Origin of the sequence: Sporosarcina highlanderae, from assembly GCF_030433715.1 — a bacterium.
Taxonomy (GTDB): domain Bacteria; phylum Bacillota; class Bacilli; order Bacillales_A; family Planococcaceae; genus Sporosarcina; species Sporosarcina highlanderae.
The window spans coordinates 191,978-206,165 of the sequence record NZ_JAROCC010000005.1; the positions used below are offsets into that span (position 1 = coordinate 191,978).

The following is a 14,188-nucleotide window of genomic DNA, read 5'->3' on the forward strand; positions in this document are numbered from 1 at the left end:
AACTGTTCCTTCAATCCATTCGCTCTTGAGAAAGCGCACCGGATTGCTCCAAGTCTTCTCTTAGGAATTTATATTCCGGGGAGGTCCAGAAACTGTCGGATGACAGCATTTTCTCAGCATCTTGACGGGCGGTTTCCAAAGCACGGTAGTCATGGACGAGGTCCGCCATCTTGAATTCAGGCATTCCGCTTTGCTTTTTGCCGAAGAAATCGCCCGCTCCTCTTAGTTCGAGGTCCTTTTCTGCAAGGAGGAATCCGTCATTTGTTTCCGTCATCGATTGCATCCGTTCTTTACCTTCCTCGTTTTTCGGATCGGCAAGAAGTACACAGTATGATTGATTAGCACCCCGCCCTACTCTTCCTCGTAATTGGTGGAGTTGTGCTAATCCGAAACGGGTTGCGTCGTAAATGAGCATAAACGTCGCATTTGGAACGTTTACACCAACTTCAACAACTGTTGTTGAAACGAGGCAGTCGATTTTCCCGTCGCTGAAATCACGCATGATTTCGTCCTTTTCATCAGGATGCAGACGACCGTGCATAAGTCCGACCGTATACCGTCCGGCAAAATGATGGGTGAGCTGCGCATGGACATCCACAGCATTTTGCACATCAAGCTTGTCCGATTCCTCTATTAGTGGACAAATCACATAAGCCTGGCGACCCGCATGTAATTCCTTCTCCATTTTCCTTAATACAGGTAGTAACGACTCTTCTTTCAACCAATACGTTTCGATTTGTTTACGCCCTGCTGGCATTTCATCCAAAATCGAAACGTCCATTTCACCAAATGCCGTGATTGCCAAAGTCCTTGGGATTGGAGTGGCTGTCATGAAGAGAACATCCGGATTCAACCCTTTTTCCCTTAGCACACGGCGTTGCTCTACACCGAACCGATGTTGCTCATCTGTTATGACAAGACCCAATTTGGAGAAACTGACATCCGGTTGAATAAGGGCATGTGTCCCGATCAATAAATCGATTTCCCCGTTCGCTAAATTCTCCAATATATGTCTTCTGGCCTTCCCCTTTGTAGATCCCGAAAGAAAGGCGACTCGCACCCCGAATGGTTCAAGCCAGGAAGAAAGTGAATTGACATGCTGTTCAGCAAGGATTTCTGTTGGGGCCATCAGCGCTCCTTGGAAACCCGCTGTGATGGCAGCATATAGTGCAATCGCCGCAACGACAGTCTTCCCGGAACCAACATCCCCTTGAAGAAGGCGATTCATCCGGCTTGAGCTTTTCAATTCGGCACATAGTTCATTGACAACTCTCTTTTGGGCACCAGTTAACTCGAACGGCAATGAAGAAATAAATGCTTTCAAACGGTCAAGATCATAGTGGATGAATGTCCCTTTTTCGGCATCCTTCCGTATTTTCTTCATCCCGATCATCTTCAATTGGAATTTAAGCAATTCTTCATAGACAAATCTTCTTCTTGCTTGTTTTACATCTGTTGGTGATTTCGGAAAATGTACCATTTCCAAAGCTTCACTGATGGATGGCAGCATATAGGACTCTCTGATGGAAGCCGGTAATACTTCTTCCATTTCATCTGCACACAAGTCAAGCGCACTTCTCATATATTTCCGGAATGTCTTTTGGTGCATCACATTTTTCAAGCTGTAAACAGGTTCGAAATCCGCATGGTCAGTTTTAGGTCCCTCGCTGAAATTGCTGACATTGATCACTTGCCTGCCGCGATCCCATTTGCCTGTCACAGTTACGATCATTCCAATTGAGAGGCGTTCTTTTAAATAATGCTGATTGAAGAATACCGCTTTGACAAGATGAGGGCCTGAGAGGAGTCTGATTTGCAAGCGCGAACGGTTTCTCCCTAAAAAAAGAACGGAAGGCTCGCTTTCGACCCTTCCTTCAATCGTAACCCGTTCATTATGCGGTGTATCCGCCAAATCTTTCAATCTAAAATCTTCATGTCGATAGGGAAAGGTATTGATCAAATCCCCTATCGTTTCAATCCCTAATTTTCCAAGCCGTTCGGCAGATGCCTTCCCTACACCATTTAATGAAGTGACCGCGTCATGAATTGACGGTGTCATTGACCGCTCTATCCTTCCCGAATATCTTAGCCTCAAGCCATTTGCCGGTAGGTGTAGCGGCAAGACCGCCCTTCGCAGTCTCTCTTAGAGCAGACGGCATCGTTTGTCCGATTCTGTGCATCGCTTCAATTACTTCGTCGGTAGGGATTCTGCTGACGACTCCTGCAAGGGCCATGTCTGCTCCGACAAGTGCTTTTGCTGCCCCCATCGCATTCCGTTTCACACATGGCACTTCAACCAAACCGGCAACAGGGTCACAAACAAGTCCAAGCATGTTTTTCATTACGATTGAGAATGCTTCTGCACTTTGTTGTGGTGTTCCGCCAGCCATTTCTACAATTGCTGCTGCAGCCATGGAAGCTGCAGACCCAGTTTCTGCCTGACATCCGCCAGCTGCCCCAGAGATGGATGCGTTATTGGCGACGACAAAACCAAAAGCACCTGAAGTGAATAGATAGTTCACCATTTGCTCTCTTGTTGGGTTCAACTTCTCTTTCACCGCAAAAAGTGTTCCTGGCACAATGCCTGCAGCTCCAGCTGTCGGAGTTGCACAAATCATTCCCATTGCGGCATTCACTTCATTTGTCGCAACAGCTTTGCTGACCGCGTCTAAAATGAGGTCGCCGGATAGAGATTTCCCCGATTTAATATAGTTTTGAATGAGGACTGCATCTCCACCAGTTAAACCAGAGGTAGATTTCACTCCTTGAAGTCCCTGCTCGACAGCACTTTCCATCACAGTAAGATTATTATCCATCTGCGCGATAATATCTTCACGTGACCGTTTTGTTATAAGCATTTCCTGCTCTATCATGATTTCAGAAATAGGTTTGTTTTGTGTCTCAGCCAATGAAACAAGTTCCTTAACTGAACTGAATAGTACTTCCATATTTATATTCCTCCTTAATTTGCCAATGTCGACACTTGAGTGACATTCGGCAAGGATTTCAATTCATCTAATAATGTTTCATCAAACATTTGGTCGACCTCGATGACCATAAGTGCCATTTTCCCTTTTTCTTTCCGGCCAACTTCCATATGGGCAATATTCATGCCTTGAGAAGCAATTGCATTGGAAACGTTTGCAATGACACCTGCACGGTCATCATGTACAACAAGTAGCGCTGGGAAATGGCCAGATAGGCGAAGTGGGAAACCATTTAGCTCCGTCACTTCCATTGTTCCCCCACCAATTGAAATGCCAACGAGCTCCATCTCACCTTGGCTATCCCCAATTACGATTTTTGCCGTATTCGGATGCTCGGCTTCCTCTTCCTCAGGAATGAATTCAAATGTCATTCCAAGTGCCGCCGCATCTTCAAAAGACGTTTTGATCCTTTCATCAAATGTATCATAATCTAATAATCCACCGATAATTGCAACGTCAGTTCCATGGCCTTTATATGTTTCCGCAAAAGAACCATAGAGATAAATTTTCGCCCATTCCGGTTGTCTTCCAAACAAATCTCTTGCTACACGGCCAATGCGGGCAGCACCAGCGGTATGTGAAGATGAAGGTCCTATCATGACGGGACCGATTATTTCAAAAACAGATCTGTATTTCATTCAAAATACCCCCTAGTTAAAAGACAAGCATGAATTCATTTTACATGATAAAGACAAAATAGAAAAGACGGCACGCTCGTCAAGAGCACACCGTCATTTCTATTTTTACTCCACAGAGAGAATATATGGATACAATGGTTGTTTCCCATTATAGAGTTCAACTTCCGTATGGTCATAATTCTCTTCTACATAGCTTGCAATTTCGTTCGCCTCTTCTTCAGTCACATCTTCACCATAGATGATTGTAACGATTTCATCGTCTTCATCAATCAAAGAAGATAGTAATGTTTTGATAACATCATCCAATGAAGGTTTGGAAATCACAATTTTACTTCCTGCTAGACCCATGAAATCATCTTTTTTAATGTCTACCCCGTCAATAGATGTGTCACGGATTGAATAAGTGACTTGTCCTGTTTTGACTGCTGCAGCGGCCTTGGACATTGCCTTTTCGTTTTCGCTTACACCGATTTCAGGATTGAATGCAAGAATTGCGGATAACCCTTCAGGAACCGACTTCGTTTCCACAACGGCAGCCTCTATACCAATTACTTCTGCTGCCTGTTTTGCAGCCATAATGATATTTTTATTATTCGGTAGGATAATTACACGTTCCGCTCCGACATCTTTGATCGCTTTGACAATATCCTCAGTTGAAGGGTTCATCGTCTGACCGCCTTCGATTACTGCGGAAGCCCCTATACTTTTCAGCAAGTCGGCTACACCGGATCCCATTGCAACAGTTACGATAGCATAAGGATGAACAGCCTTTTCTTCCTTCTTCGTTGAATAGCCTTCACCGACGATATCGATATGCTGTTGTCGCATGTTCTCGATTTTAATGTTGATAAGGGAGCCATACCGTTGTGCGTAATTTAACGCATTCCCCGGTTCCTCGGTATGGATATGTACTTTCGCGATTTCTTCATCAGAGATTACAAGTAGTGAATCACCGAACTCGCTTAAGTCCTGTCTGAAATCCCCTTCTTCAAAAGGATGATTTTTGACTTTGTCAGCTTCGAACTTCACCATGAATTCCGTACAATAACCGAATTCAATATCCTCTGTGTTCATGAAACCTTGAACGCCGCGATGATGCTCGGCATTCACGAGATCATCCATCGATTCAAATAGTGTGCGTTCCGGGAGAGCTTCGCCTTTCAAACACGCCAAAAAGCCTTCATATACATAGACAAGGCCTTGCCCACCACTATCGACGACACCGACTTCTTTCAATACCGGCAGAAGATCGGGAGTCCTTTTCAATGAAGCTTTTGATTCTTCAACAACCGCTTCCATTACTTTGATGAGGTCTTCTGTAGTTTTAGCCACTTCGACACCTTTTTTCGCAGCATCTTTGGCAACTGTTAAGATTGTACCTTCCACTGGCTTCATGACTGCCTTATAGGCTGTTTGCACACCATACTCAAGTGCGCCTGCGAATTTGACACTATCAAGCTTCGCCTCTTCTTCCACCGCTTTCCCGAAACCGCGGAACAATTGGGACAGAATGACGCCTGAATTGCCGCGTGCCCCCATCAGAAGACCTTTGGATAATGCTTGTGCTGTTTTACCTAAATGCTCGGACGCATGTACAGCCGTCTCCTTTGCACCTGATGACATGGATAGATTCATATTTGTCCCTGTATCCCCATCGGGTACTGGAAACACGTTTAATGAATCGACATAGTCTGCATTAAGATGAAGGTGATGAGCACCTATCTTCACCATGTCCGCAAATTTTACACCATCAATAAACTTCATTGAAATGTTTTCCTCCTTCTATCAACTCGTCACCCGAACCCCTTGAACAAATATATTCACTGAATCCACTGTCAACGATAATGTCTTTTTTAATGTATACATAACTTTGGATTGCACTTGGTACGCAACCTCGGAGATTTTAGTGCCGTAACCGACGATGACATACATATCGATATGTGTCTCATCCCCAATTGTTCTCACAATGACTCCTCTTGCATAATTCTCTTTTCCAAGGATGTCAGTCAGCCCATCCCGGATCTGGTGACGTGAAGCCATGCCGACAATTCCGTAGCATTCGATAGCCGCCTCTCCAACAACTTGGGCAATGACGTCATTCGTAATATCTATTTTACCGTAATCGTTTTTTAACTCGATTGACATGAAAGCTTCCCCTCCTGCATCCTTATAGCTTCCCCTATTGTACTATACACGATTGATTTATTAAAGAAGAAGTAACCGCACACATTAAATCTGTAAAGGGTTTCTCCTTGAAAGCACCATTAAAAAAGGTTGCAAGCCATTATTTCCTGTGATAAAGTATTATGGTATGCGAATTAGATAGTGAATCGCTTAATCATTATTAGCGAGGAGGTCATAAAAATGGCTAAAGAATGTGTTATTACTGGACGCAAAGCTCGTACGGGAAATGCTCGTTCACACGCAATGAACGCTAACAGACGTACTTGGGGAGCTAACCTTCAAAAAGTCCGTATTCTTGTTAACGGTAAACCAAAGCGTGTTTGGGTATCTGCAAGAGCACTTAAATCAGGTAAAGTTCAACGAGTTTAATTGACCGTTGTGCTTTCCGACTATACTTCAAAAAGAAATAAAACGCCAGGCGATAAGTTCAGCCTGACGTTTTTTCTTTTTTCTTTTTTCGATTACGCTGACTCGCACTTGCGGTTGCCTGGCTCTTCTGCTTATCATCTTTTTGGAAGACGACCATGCACTTTCGGACAAAACTACTGAGAAACTTTGGCATTGTAAATGTATAGACTCTCAATTCCCCGGCTCCTTTCAGGAATCTGAACTCCTTACCATTAAACATATGCCTTTCAGGAACGAGATAGTACAAACTTCTGCAATTGGTTCATTGCTTGTAAATTTTGTCATACCCATTTCCATCCGAGCATTCACCGTCTCATACTTGAAGCCTGTCAATGTAATTCCCTCAACCGCTCCCCCAAAAGGAAAAAATGATACATAAGGCAGACCTTCATTTTTATTCACAAGATGGGTCCCTGGACTTAAAACGGATAATTCATTGTGCACATTCTTAATGGTGAATAACACATCTTCATACTCGACCTGAATCCGATACAATAAATGCAATGCTGATTCGAAATGATCCAATCTACCGCCCGTAACACCCGTAAGGATGATTTCATCTGGTAGATAGGCAATTGCTCTTGTGATTGCCAATTCCGTATCCGTCTCATTTTTTTCGGCATTGAATGAATCTACCCGTTCCACAGCAGATTGGATCATAGCGAATTCATTTTCATTCACCGAATCGAAGTCACCAACCGCTTCTACAGGAACGATTCCTCTTTCCAAAAGATGAAGGGAACCACGGTCCACCCCGATAAAAATTGTCTGTTCCGTTTTCAAGGAGAGTAAATCAGGTAAATCTTCGGCTGGTCCCCCAGCGCAAATAACAACTCTCTTCATTACTTCAGCACGCTTTCCCCTGCAGCCTTGATCCGTTGTAACGCCTCTGCACGATTTTCGGCATTGTAAATTGCAGATCCTGCTACAAAAATTGTAGCCCCTGCTTCGGCGCATGTGACAATCGTTTCTTCATTAATGCCGCCATCGATCTCAATTTCGATTTCAAGCCCTTTTTCTTTAATGATGTCAGCAAGCTGCTTCACTTTCGGCACTACTGAATGAATGAATTTTTGCCCGCCAAACCCAGGGTTTACAGTCATGAACAAGACAAGGTCCACATTCTCCAAAACATGAAGAATATGCTCAATCGGTGTATGGGGATTTAGCACAACACCGGGTTTCACACCGAACGATCGGATCAACTGGATCGTACGGTGCAAATGCCTGCAAGCCTCCACATGCACAGTTATATAATCAGCCCCTGCTTTAGCAAACTGTTCAATATATGCATCAGGATTCTCAATCATGAGGTGAACATCAAGTGGTAGATCGGTTACTGGTCGTAACGCCTCAACTACAATCGGTCCCATCGTAATATTCGGAACGAAATGTCCATCCATAACATCTATATGGATCAGTTCCGCACCCGCTGCTTCTACTTCTTTAACTTCTTCTGCAAGCTTTGAAAAGTTTGCTGCTAGTATGGATGGTGCAATTTTAATCATTTTTCGGATACCTCGGCTTTCGGTCAATTATCTCTTGCATAAACTGTACGTAATTATCGTATCTGGTGGATAATATTTCGCCTGTTTCAACCTTTGCTTTAACAGCACATTTAGGTTCTTTAAGATGCAGGCATCCTCTGAATTTACAAAGTTGCGCCGCCTGCTCCATTTCAACAAAGTAATCACGTAGTTCATCTTTTTCGATATGATCGAAATCTAACGAACTAAAGCCAGGTGTGTCTGCTACAAGTCCACCGGCGACTTCCATTAGTTCAACATGACGGGTTGTATGTCTTCCCCTGCCTAACGCCTCTGAAATTTCACCCGTTTTCAAAAGCAATTCAGGAATCAACGTGTTTAACAACGTTGATTTCCCTACGCCTGATTGACCGGCAAGGACTGTCGTATTCCCTTTAAGAATAGGATAAAGCAAATCGTGCAAATTAGGATCATCAATATATGTTTTAATGACGTCGTACCCAATGCCCTTATAGTAATCAATTGCGGAATTGGCTATTTGAAGGTCTGATTCCTCCGCAATATCCTTCTTGGTGAGACAGATGATAGGTTTAATGCCGACAGATTCAATAACAGCAAGGAATCTGTCCAATAAATGAAGGCTCAAATCAGGTTCAACGATGGAGAATACAAGCAATGCCTGATCGACATTTGCAACCGGCGGTCTTACCAGCTCATTTTTCCTCTCATGAACTTCTGTAATCGTCGCATCATTATCGCCGTCTTCTACAATCGTTACAAAGTCACCTACGAGAGGGGAGATCCCTCTATTTCTAAAGACTCCCCTTCCCTTACATTGGACCAGATCTCCATCTCCCGTTTGCACATAATAAAAACCACTAATCGCTTTTCTGATTTGTCCTTGCGGCATCCAATCCCTCTTTCTTATTCGACGTTATCATCGTAATTAAAATTCTCTTCAATGACTGTTGTACCTACAAGAATTTTATATCCGCCCCGTTGTCCTTCTTCGAGCTCAACTGTAATTACCTTACTTGTATCTTTAGTAATTTCGAATACCAATACTGGATCTGTCATCGAATGTTTTTTATCCTGAATGTAAATTTTTACTGTTTGTGGTTCTGGCTCGGCCGTTTCATCCTCATCATCGTCAGTTGTAGCCTCATACGGAATTTCCACAGTCCTTACAAAAACTTTCACGTGTTTCTTCTCTTGTCCTTTGGAACGTACAACTCCAACTTTTGCACCGACTGGCAAATCGGTTCCTGCGGTCGGATCTTGAGAAATAACGTTCCCTTCCGGAATTGAATCATGATACTCTTCTTTTACTACACGAATATCAAACCCTGAGGTTTCCGCATAATCATCCAACTGTTTTTTATCATAATTCGTCAAATCACCTAATTTGACCAATTTCTTTCCTTGGCTGACTTTGAATACAATATCCGTCTCCTCGGGAACGACATGCTCGCCCTCAGCAGGTGTTTGCCCAAGAATTTGACCTTCCGGCTGGTCGGAGTAGACATACTCGGGGGTAATTGACTTAAAGTTAAATCCTGACAGGTAATTATAGATTTCGTCATAATCTCTAGTTGTGAAATCCGTCATTTCCATCGTGTCTTTACCTTTACTTACATAAAGCGTGACCGCTGTACCAAGCTCTCGCTTTTTTTCGGCCTCAGGTATCGTTCTGAATACCTTTCCTGCTTCGTATTCATCCGAGAAATCCTCAACAATCCCTTCTACAACAAAACCACTTTCATTTATGAGGTCCCTTGCTTCCGCTTCATCCAATCCTGTAACATCTGGGATTAAAGCTTCTTTCGGCCCCAATAATGAAGGCAAGAATAGTGCCAGTAACGCAATTGCAATGACAGCTATCGAAATGCCTAAAACAATCGGCCATTTCTTCCTTTTCTTTTTCACCGGCGGTTTAGATTCCGGCGTTACAGGTTCGATAATTTTAGTTGTGTCATGATTAGCCACTTTTGGTGGATCTGTGATTACTGGAATTATACGGGTTTTATCATCATCGAACGGTAAAGTAAATTTACGTTCATTTTGTCTTTCATGGGAAAGAACCGTCAGTAAATCGTCATACATTTCATCCGCTGATTGATATCTGTATGTAGCATCTTTTGCTGTAGCCTTTAAAATCACATTTTCAACACTCTGCGGAATTCCGGGAAATCTATTTCGTACAGAAGGCGTTTCCTCCTGCAAATGTTTTATTGCAATTGCGACAGCTGTTTCCGCCGAAAACGGCAATTCGCCAGTCAATAATTCATAAAAGACGATACCAAGGGAATAAATGTCCGACTTTTTAGTCGCCATTCCACCCCTTGCTTGTTCGGGGGATAAATAATGAACAGTACCAATAACCGAATTTGTTTTTGTATGTGCGGTTGCATGTAATGCCATCGCAATTCCAAAATCAGTTATTTTTACATCACCGTCGGCGTCCATCAAAATATTTTGCGGCTTGATATCCCGATGTACAATACCATTATGATGCGCATTTGCAATGGCCGAAACAAGTTGTTTCATGATATTGACAGCTTTTGCAACAGGCAATGGCCCGTTTGACAAAATATATTTTTTTAATGTCTGCCCCTCAATATACTCCATTACGAAATAATGAAGTTCTCCTTCTTCATCGACATCATAAATATTAACGATATGAGGATGCGTCAAGCTTGTGGCAGACAGGGCTTCCCTTTGAAATCTTTTCTTTATATCTTGCTCGTTGGCAAAATCATAGTTAAGCACTTTAATTGCTACATCGCGACCTAAAATTATGTCATGAGCCAAATAGACCTTTGACATTCCCCCTTCGCCGATGCCTTTGATGACTTCGTAACGTCCGCCAATCCGTTTTCCAATCATGATGAACTCACCTCCGAATCGGAGTATCCTAAAACTACGGAAATATTGTCTTCGCCACCCATATCATTGGCTATTTTCACTAATTCAACTGCCTTCGTGTGAAGATCCCCAACACAAGTGACAATACTATGGATTGTTTCACGACTGACTTTATTGCTTAATCCATCCGTGCAGATCAATAAGTAGGTATTTTCCTTCAGTTGATGATGATAAAAATCCGGTGTGATGGATTTCTCTGATCCTACCGCCCTCATGATCCAATTTCGTTGGGGATGAGTCGCAGCTTCTTCTTCCGTTATTTCACCTGAATCAAGCAAAATATTAACGAATGAATGATCCTTCGTTACTTGAATGATTTCTGCTTCATTAATAATGTAAACACGGCTATCGCCTACATGTGTAATTAGACAATCATTCCCATCAACAAGCACAGCGTCAAGAGTCGTCCCCATACCTTTAAAGTTCTCATCTTTTTCAGCAATCTCAAAAATAGTATGGTTGATGAACGAAACCGTCTCCAAAAGCCATTCTTTCCAGTCTTCTTCATTCATTTTGGTTGAATTGGATACTCCTTGAAACTTTTCCCCTAATAGTTGAACTGCGGTTGAACTTGCAAAATCCCCACCACGATGGCCTCCCATACCATCTGCAATCACGGCCAGTGTTGGGCCGTTCTGAATGGTAAAGACTGCAGCGCTATCTTCATTCACAGTACGTTTCTTCCCAATATCCGAAAGCACTTCAAATCGCAACACTTGTCCCCCCCCTTTTATCTTTAAGCGCGTGGCAATTACTTCTTACGAAAGGCGGCTACAAAAAAACCATCACTTCCAAAATGTTGAGGTAATACTTGCAACATATTATCTTTAATTGCCAATGATTCATTAGTTAAGTATGAATCAAGTGTAACCATCGCTATATCCGGATGTTTTTCAAGGAATTTATGTACAACTCCGGCATTCTCACTATATTCAACAGTACATGTGCTATAGACTATAATGCCATCCTCTTTGACTAATCCGTATGCTGTATCAAGCAATTCTTCTTGAATTTTAGTCAAGTTTACAAGGTCCTGCTCTGTCTTATTGTATTTTATCTCCGGTTTGCGGCGGATGACCCCGAGACCGCTACATGGCGCATCAACCAAAATCCTATCGAAAGAGGCAGGTTCATAAATGGTGCCTAATTGTCTACTGTCTCCACTACTTAACCTGATCGACTCGATTCCAAGACGATTTGCATTTGATTCGATCAACGACAGTTTATGCTCATGTAGATCATGTGCATAAACTTCACCCTTATTATTCATTTTCTCCGCAATGAATGTCGTTTTCCCTCCAGGTGCCGCACACATGTCCAACACTTTCATTTCGGGTTTCACATCTAAGGCAAGAACCGGTAACATGGAGCTTTCATCTTGGATTGTCAGAAGGCCGTTCGCATATGCCGATGTATTCGCTAAACTTCCGATAGCTGTCTGGATACTTTCCGGAACGACTTCTCCCCTTGTTGCTTCAATGCCTTCTTTAGCCAATTCCTTCAACGCATCTTCGACTGTCGTTTTCAATAAATTGACCCGCGCTGTCATACGAGCAGGATGGTTATTTTCATGGGCCATCGCCAATGCTTCTTCTTTGCCGAACTGTTCAACCCATCGTTTGATCAACCACTCGGGGTGACTTGTTTCGATGGAAATTCGTTCTATATCATCTTTGATGTCTTCAATTGATCGGACGCCTTTACGCAAAACGGATCGTAAAATGCCATTCACAGTTGACGAAATACCTTTATGACCACGTCTTTTTGCGATTTCCACCGCCTCATGAACTACTGCATGGGGTGGTATTTTCGTCAAATAGACAATTTGGTAAATCGATAATCGTAATAATTCCCTAACCCAAGCATCAAGTTTCCCTTTAACAAAAGGCTCTAAATAATAATCCAGAGTCATTCGATGCTGTAATGTTCCGTAGGTTAACTCAGTCAATAATCCACGGTCTTTTGGATCAATGGCGTATTTCTTTATCGTCCTGTTTAAGAGTAGGTTGCTATACGCCTGATTCTCATTGATTTCCATCAAAATCGAAAGAGCTGCATCCCGAACGTTTCCGTTCCAAATCTTCTTTTTGGCTTTATTTGTCATTCGAAATGGTCTCCTTCATGCCAATTGGAACCTGCCCCGTTCATGAATTCCTCAGCGGACATTCGTTTCTTTCCGGCAGGTTGCAGCTCTGTGATAGCTATGGAAATGTCATCGCCGGTTTTTACGACAAGTTTGTCTTTTAATCGCTTGATGATTGTACCTGGCGAGGCATCTGTGACAATATCGCACTTTTCCGCTTGCCATATTTTTACGTTACCGTCCTGAAAAACGGAATATGCTCCCGGCCAAGGATATAATCCACGTACCTGATTGAAGATCTCGTTGCCTCCACGTGTCCAGTCGATCCGTTCCTGTTCACGCGTAATGTTCCCAGCAAATGTTACGTATTTTTCATCTTGAGCGATTCGCTCATTTGTCTTTGCTACAATCGAAGGCAATGTTTCCTTTAATAACTGCGTGCCGGCGATGGACAGTTTTTCGAACATCGTTCCCGTATTGTCTTCCTCCAAGATCGGAACTCGCACTTGCGAAATGATGTCGCCTGCGTCCAATTTTTCAACCATATACATAATCGTGACACCGGTTTCGGCTTCCCCATCCATAACAGCCTGGTGAATCGGCGCCCCTCCCCGGTATTTCGGTAAAAGCGATGCGTGGACATTAATGCAACCTAACCGGGGAACATCAAGCAAATCCTTTGGCAGAATTTGCCCGTATGCAGCAGTTACGATCAGATCAGGGTTTATATTAATAAGTTCAGATAATTCATCAGAGTTTTTCAGTTTTTCGGGTTGCAAAACCGTTAAACCAAGACGGTCAGCTTCCACTTTAACTGGTGGGGGTGTAAGGACCCGCTTTCTACCAACCGGTCGATCGGGTTGTGTAACAACAGCTGCAATTTCAAATCCTTCTTCATGCAGCATCGTTAATACAGGTACTGAAAAGTCAGGTGTCCCCATGAAAACGATTTTTGTCATTCCTATTCTTCCTCTCCTTCAACCTCTTCAAATTCACTTGGATCTACAATACGTTTAATTTTCGAGTCAAAAAGAATTCCGTCAAGATGATCGATTTCATGAAGAATCGCTCGTGCTTCATAGTCTTCCGCTTCAAGTTCATATAAAGAACCATCACGTTCCTGAGCCTCAACCCGAACGAAGAAAGGACGTTCAACTTCCCCATATAGGCCTGGAAAGCTTAAACAACCTTCTACATCTATTTCGGAACCACCGATTGCGGTGACAACGGGATTGATCATTTCAATGACTTCGTCCCCTTCACCTAAATCGACGATTGCTACCCGGACAAGTTCACCTACTTGCGGAGCTGCAATTCCGACTCCGTCAGCAGCCACCATCGTTTCATACATATCATCCAATAGTTTTGCAAGCTTTTCATCAAACTTGTCCACTTCCTTACAGCGCTGTGTAAGCAGTGGTGAAGGATTTTTCACAATTTCAAGTATCGCCAAGTCAATTCCTCTTTTCTAGGTGT

The 14,188-nt window shown here is 43.0% G+C and carries 15 protein-coding genes; 1 reads left to right on the forward strand and 14 read right to left on the reverse strand.

Annotated elements, in window-relative coordinates; genetic code table 11:
• Nucleotides 1–10 precede the first annotated feature (10 nt).
• From recG to P5G49_RS08415, 5 genes are all read right to left on the reverse strand, one after another.
• Nucleotides 11–2,059, reverse strand: coding sequence for an ATP-dependent DNA helicase RecG (recG, locus tag P5G49_RS08395; RefSeq protein ID WP_301243041.1), 2,049 nt, complete (start codon nt 2,057–2,059; stop codon nt 11–13).
• Nucleotides 2,040–2,948, reverse strand: coding sequence for an L-serine ammonia-lyase, iron-sulfur-dependent, subunit alpha (gene sdaAA / locus P5G49_RS08400; protein WP_301243042.1), 909 nt, complete (start codon nt 2,946–2,948; stop codon nt 2,040–2,042). Before sdaAA ends, recG begins: the two co-directional genes overlap by 20 nt.
• A gap of 14 nt (nt 2,949–2,962) precedes the next feature.
• The gene (sdaAB, locus tag P5G49_RS08405; RefSeq protein WP_301243043.1) at nt 2,963–3,625 is read right to left on the reverse strand and encodes an L-serine ammonia-lyase, iron-sulfur-dependent subunit beta; all 663 of its coding nucleotides are present in this window, start codon (nt 3,623–3,625) and stop codon (nt 2,963–2,965) included.
• Nucleotides 3,626–3,730: 105 nt separating this feature from the next.
• Nucleotides 3,731–5,389 (reverse strand): DAK2 domain-containing protein, encoded by a 1,659-nt coding sequence (locus P5G49_RS08410; RefSeq protein ID WP_301243044.1) that lies wholly within the window; start codon nt 5,387–5,389, stop codon nt 3,731–3,733.
• Between the two features lie 21 nt (nt 5,390–5,410).
• The gene (locus tag P5G49_RS08415; protein ID WP_283731687.1) at nt 5,411–5,770 is read right to left on the reverse strand and encodes an Asp23/Gls24 family envelope stress response protein; all 360 of its coding nucleotides are present in this window, start codon (nt 5,768–5,770) and stop codon (nt 5,411–5,413) included.
• A 219-nt stretch (nt 5,771–5,989) separates the two neighbouring features.
• On the opposite strand from P5G49_RS08415, the gene rpmB reads away from it, so the two are divergent.
• Nucleotides 5,990–6,178: a 50S ribosomal protein L28 gene (gene rpmB, locus P5G49_RS08420; protein WP_060209036.1), complete on the forward strand. Its 189-nt coding sequence runs from the start codon at nt 5,990–5,992 to the stop codon at nt 6,176–6,178.
• Nucleotides 6,179–6,236: 58 nt separating this feature from the next.
• On the opposite strand, the gene spoVM is transcribed toward rpmB, so the two are convergent.
• From spoVM to def, 9 genes are read right to left on the reverse strand one after another with little or no spacing between them, the layout of a single operon-like run.
• Nucleotides 6,237–6,392 (reverse strand): stage V sporulation protein SpoVM, encoded by a 156-nt coding sequence (spoVM, locus tag P5G49_RS08425; RefSeq protein WP_301243045.1) that lies wholly within the window; start codon nt 6,390–6,392, stop codon nt 6,237–6,239.
• Between the two features lie 14 nt (nt 6,393–6,406).
• On the reverse strand, nt 6,407–7,060 hold the full coding sequence (locus tag P5G49_RS08430) for a thiamine diphosphokinase (RefSeq protein ID WP_301243046.1): 654 nt from the start codon (nt 7,058–7,060) through the stop codon (nt 6,407–6,409).
• Nucleotides 7,060–7,725 carry a ribulose-phosphate 3-epimerase gene (gene rpe, locus P5G49_RS08435; protein WP_301243047.1) on the reverse strand — a complete coding sequence of 222 codons (666 nt, stop codon included), beginning with the start codon at nt 7,723–7,725 and terminating at the stop codon, nt 7,060–7,062. Before rpe ends, P5G49_RS08430 begins: the two co-directional genes overlap by 1 nt.
• The gene (rsgA, locus tag P5G49_RS08440; protein WP_301243048.1) at nt 7,718–8,614 is read right to left on the reverse strand and encodes a ribosome small subunit-dependent GTPase A; all 897 of its coding nucleotides are present in this window, start codon (nt 8,612–8,614) and stop codon (nt 7,718–7,720) included. Before rsgA ends, rpe begins: the two co-directional genes overlap by 8 nt.
• A 14-nt stretch (nt 8,615–8,628) precedes the next feature.
• Nucleotides 8,629–10,590 (reverse strand): Stk1 family PASTA domain-containing Ser/Thr kinase, encoded by a 1,962-nt coding sequence (pknB, locus tag P5G49_RS08445; protein ID WP_301243049.1) that lies wholly within the window; start codon nt 10,588–10,590, stop codon nt 8,629–8,631.
• On the reverse strand, nt 10,587–11,345 hold the full coding sequence (locus P5G49_RS08450; RefSeq protein ID WP_301243050.1) for a Stp1/IreP family PP2C-type Ser/Thr phosphatase: 759 nt from the start codon (nt 11,343–11,345) through the stop codon (nt 10,587–10,589). The genes pknB and P5G49_RS08450 overlap by 4 nt, the downstream gene beginning before the upstream one ends.
• Before the next feature lie 35 nt (nt 11,346–11,380).
• On the reverse strand, nt 11,381–12,733 hold the full coding sequence (gene rsmB, locus P5G49_RS08455; protein ID WP_301243051.1) for a 16S rRNA (cytosine(967)-C(5))-methyltransferase RsmB: 1,353 nt from the start codon (nt 12,731–12,733) through the stop codon (nt 11,381–11,383).
• Nucleotides 12,730–13,671: a methionyl-tRNA formyltransferase gene (fmt, locus tag P5G49_RS08460; protein ID WP_301243052.1), complete on the reverse strand. Its 942-nt coding sequence runs from the start codon at nt 13,669–13,671 to the stop codon at nt 12,730–12,732. The genes rsmB and fmt overlap by 4 nt, the downstream gene beginning before the upstream one ends.
• 2 nt (nt 13,672–13,673) lie before the next feature.
• Nucleotides 13,674–14,165 (reverse strand): peptide deformylase, encoded by a 492-nt coding sequence (gene def / locus P5G49_RS08465; protein ID WP_301243053.1) that lies wholly within the window; start codon nt 14,163–14,165, stop codon nt 13,674–13,676.
• Nucleotides 14,166–14,188 lie beyond the last annotated feature (23 nt).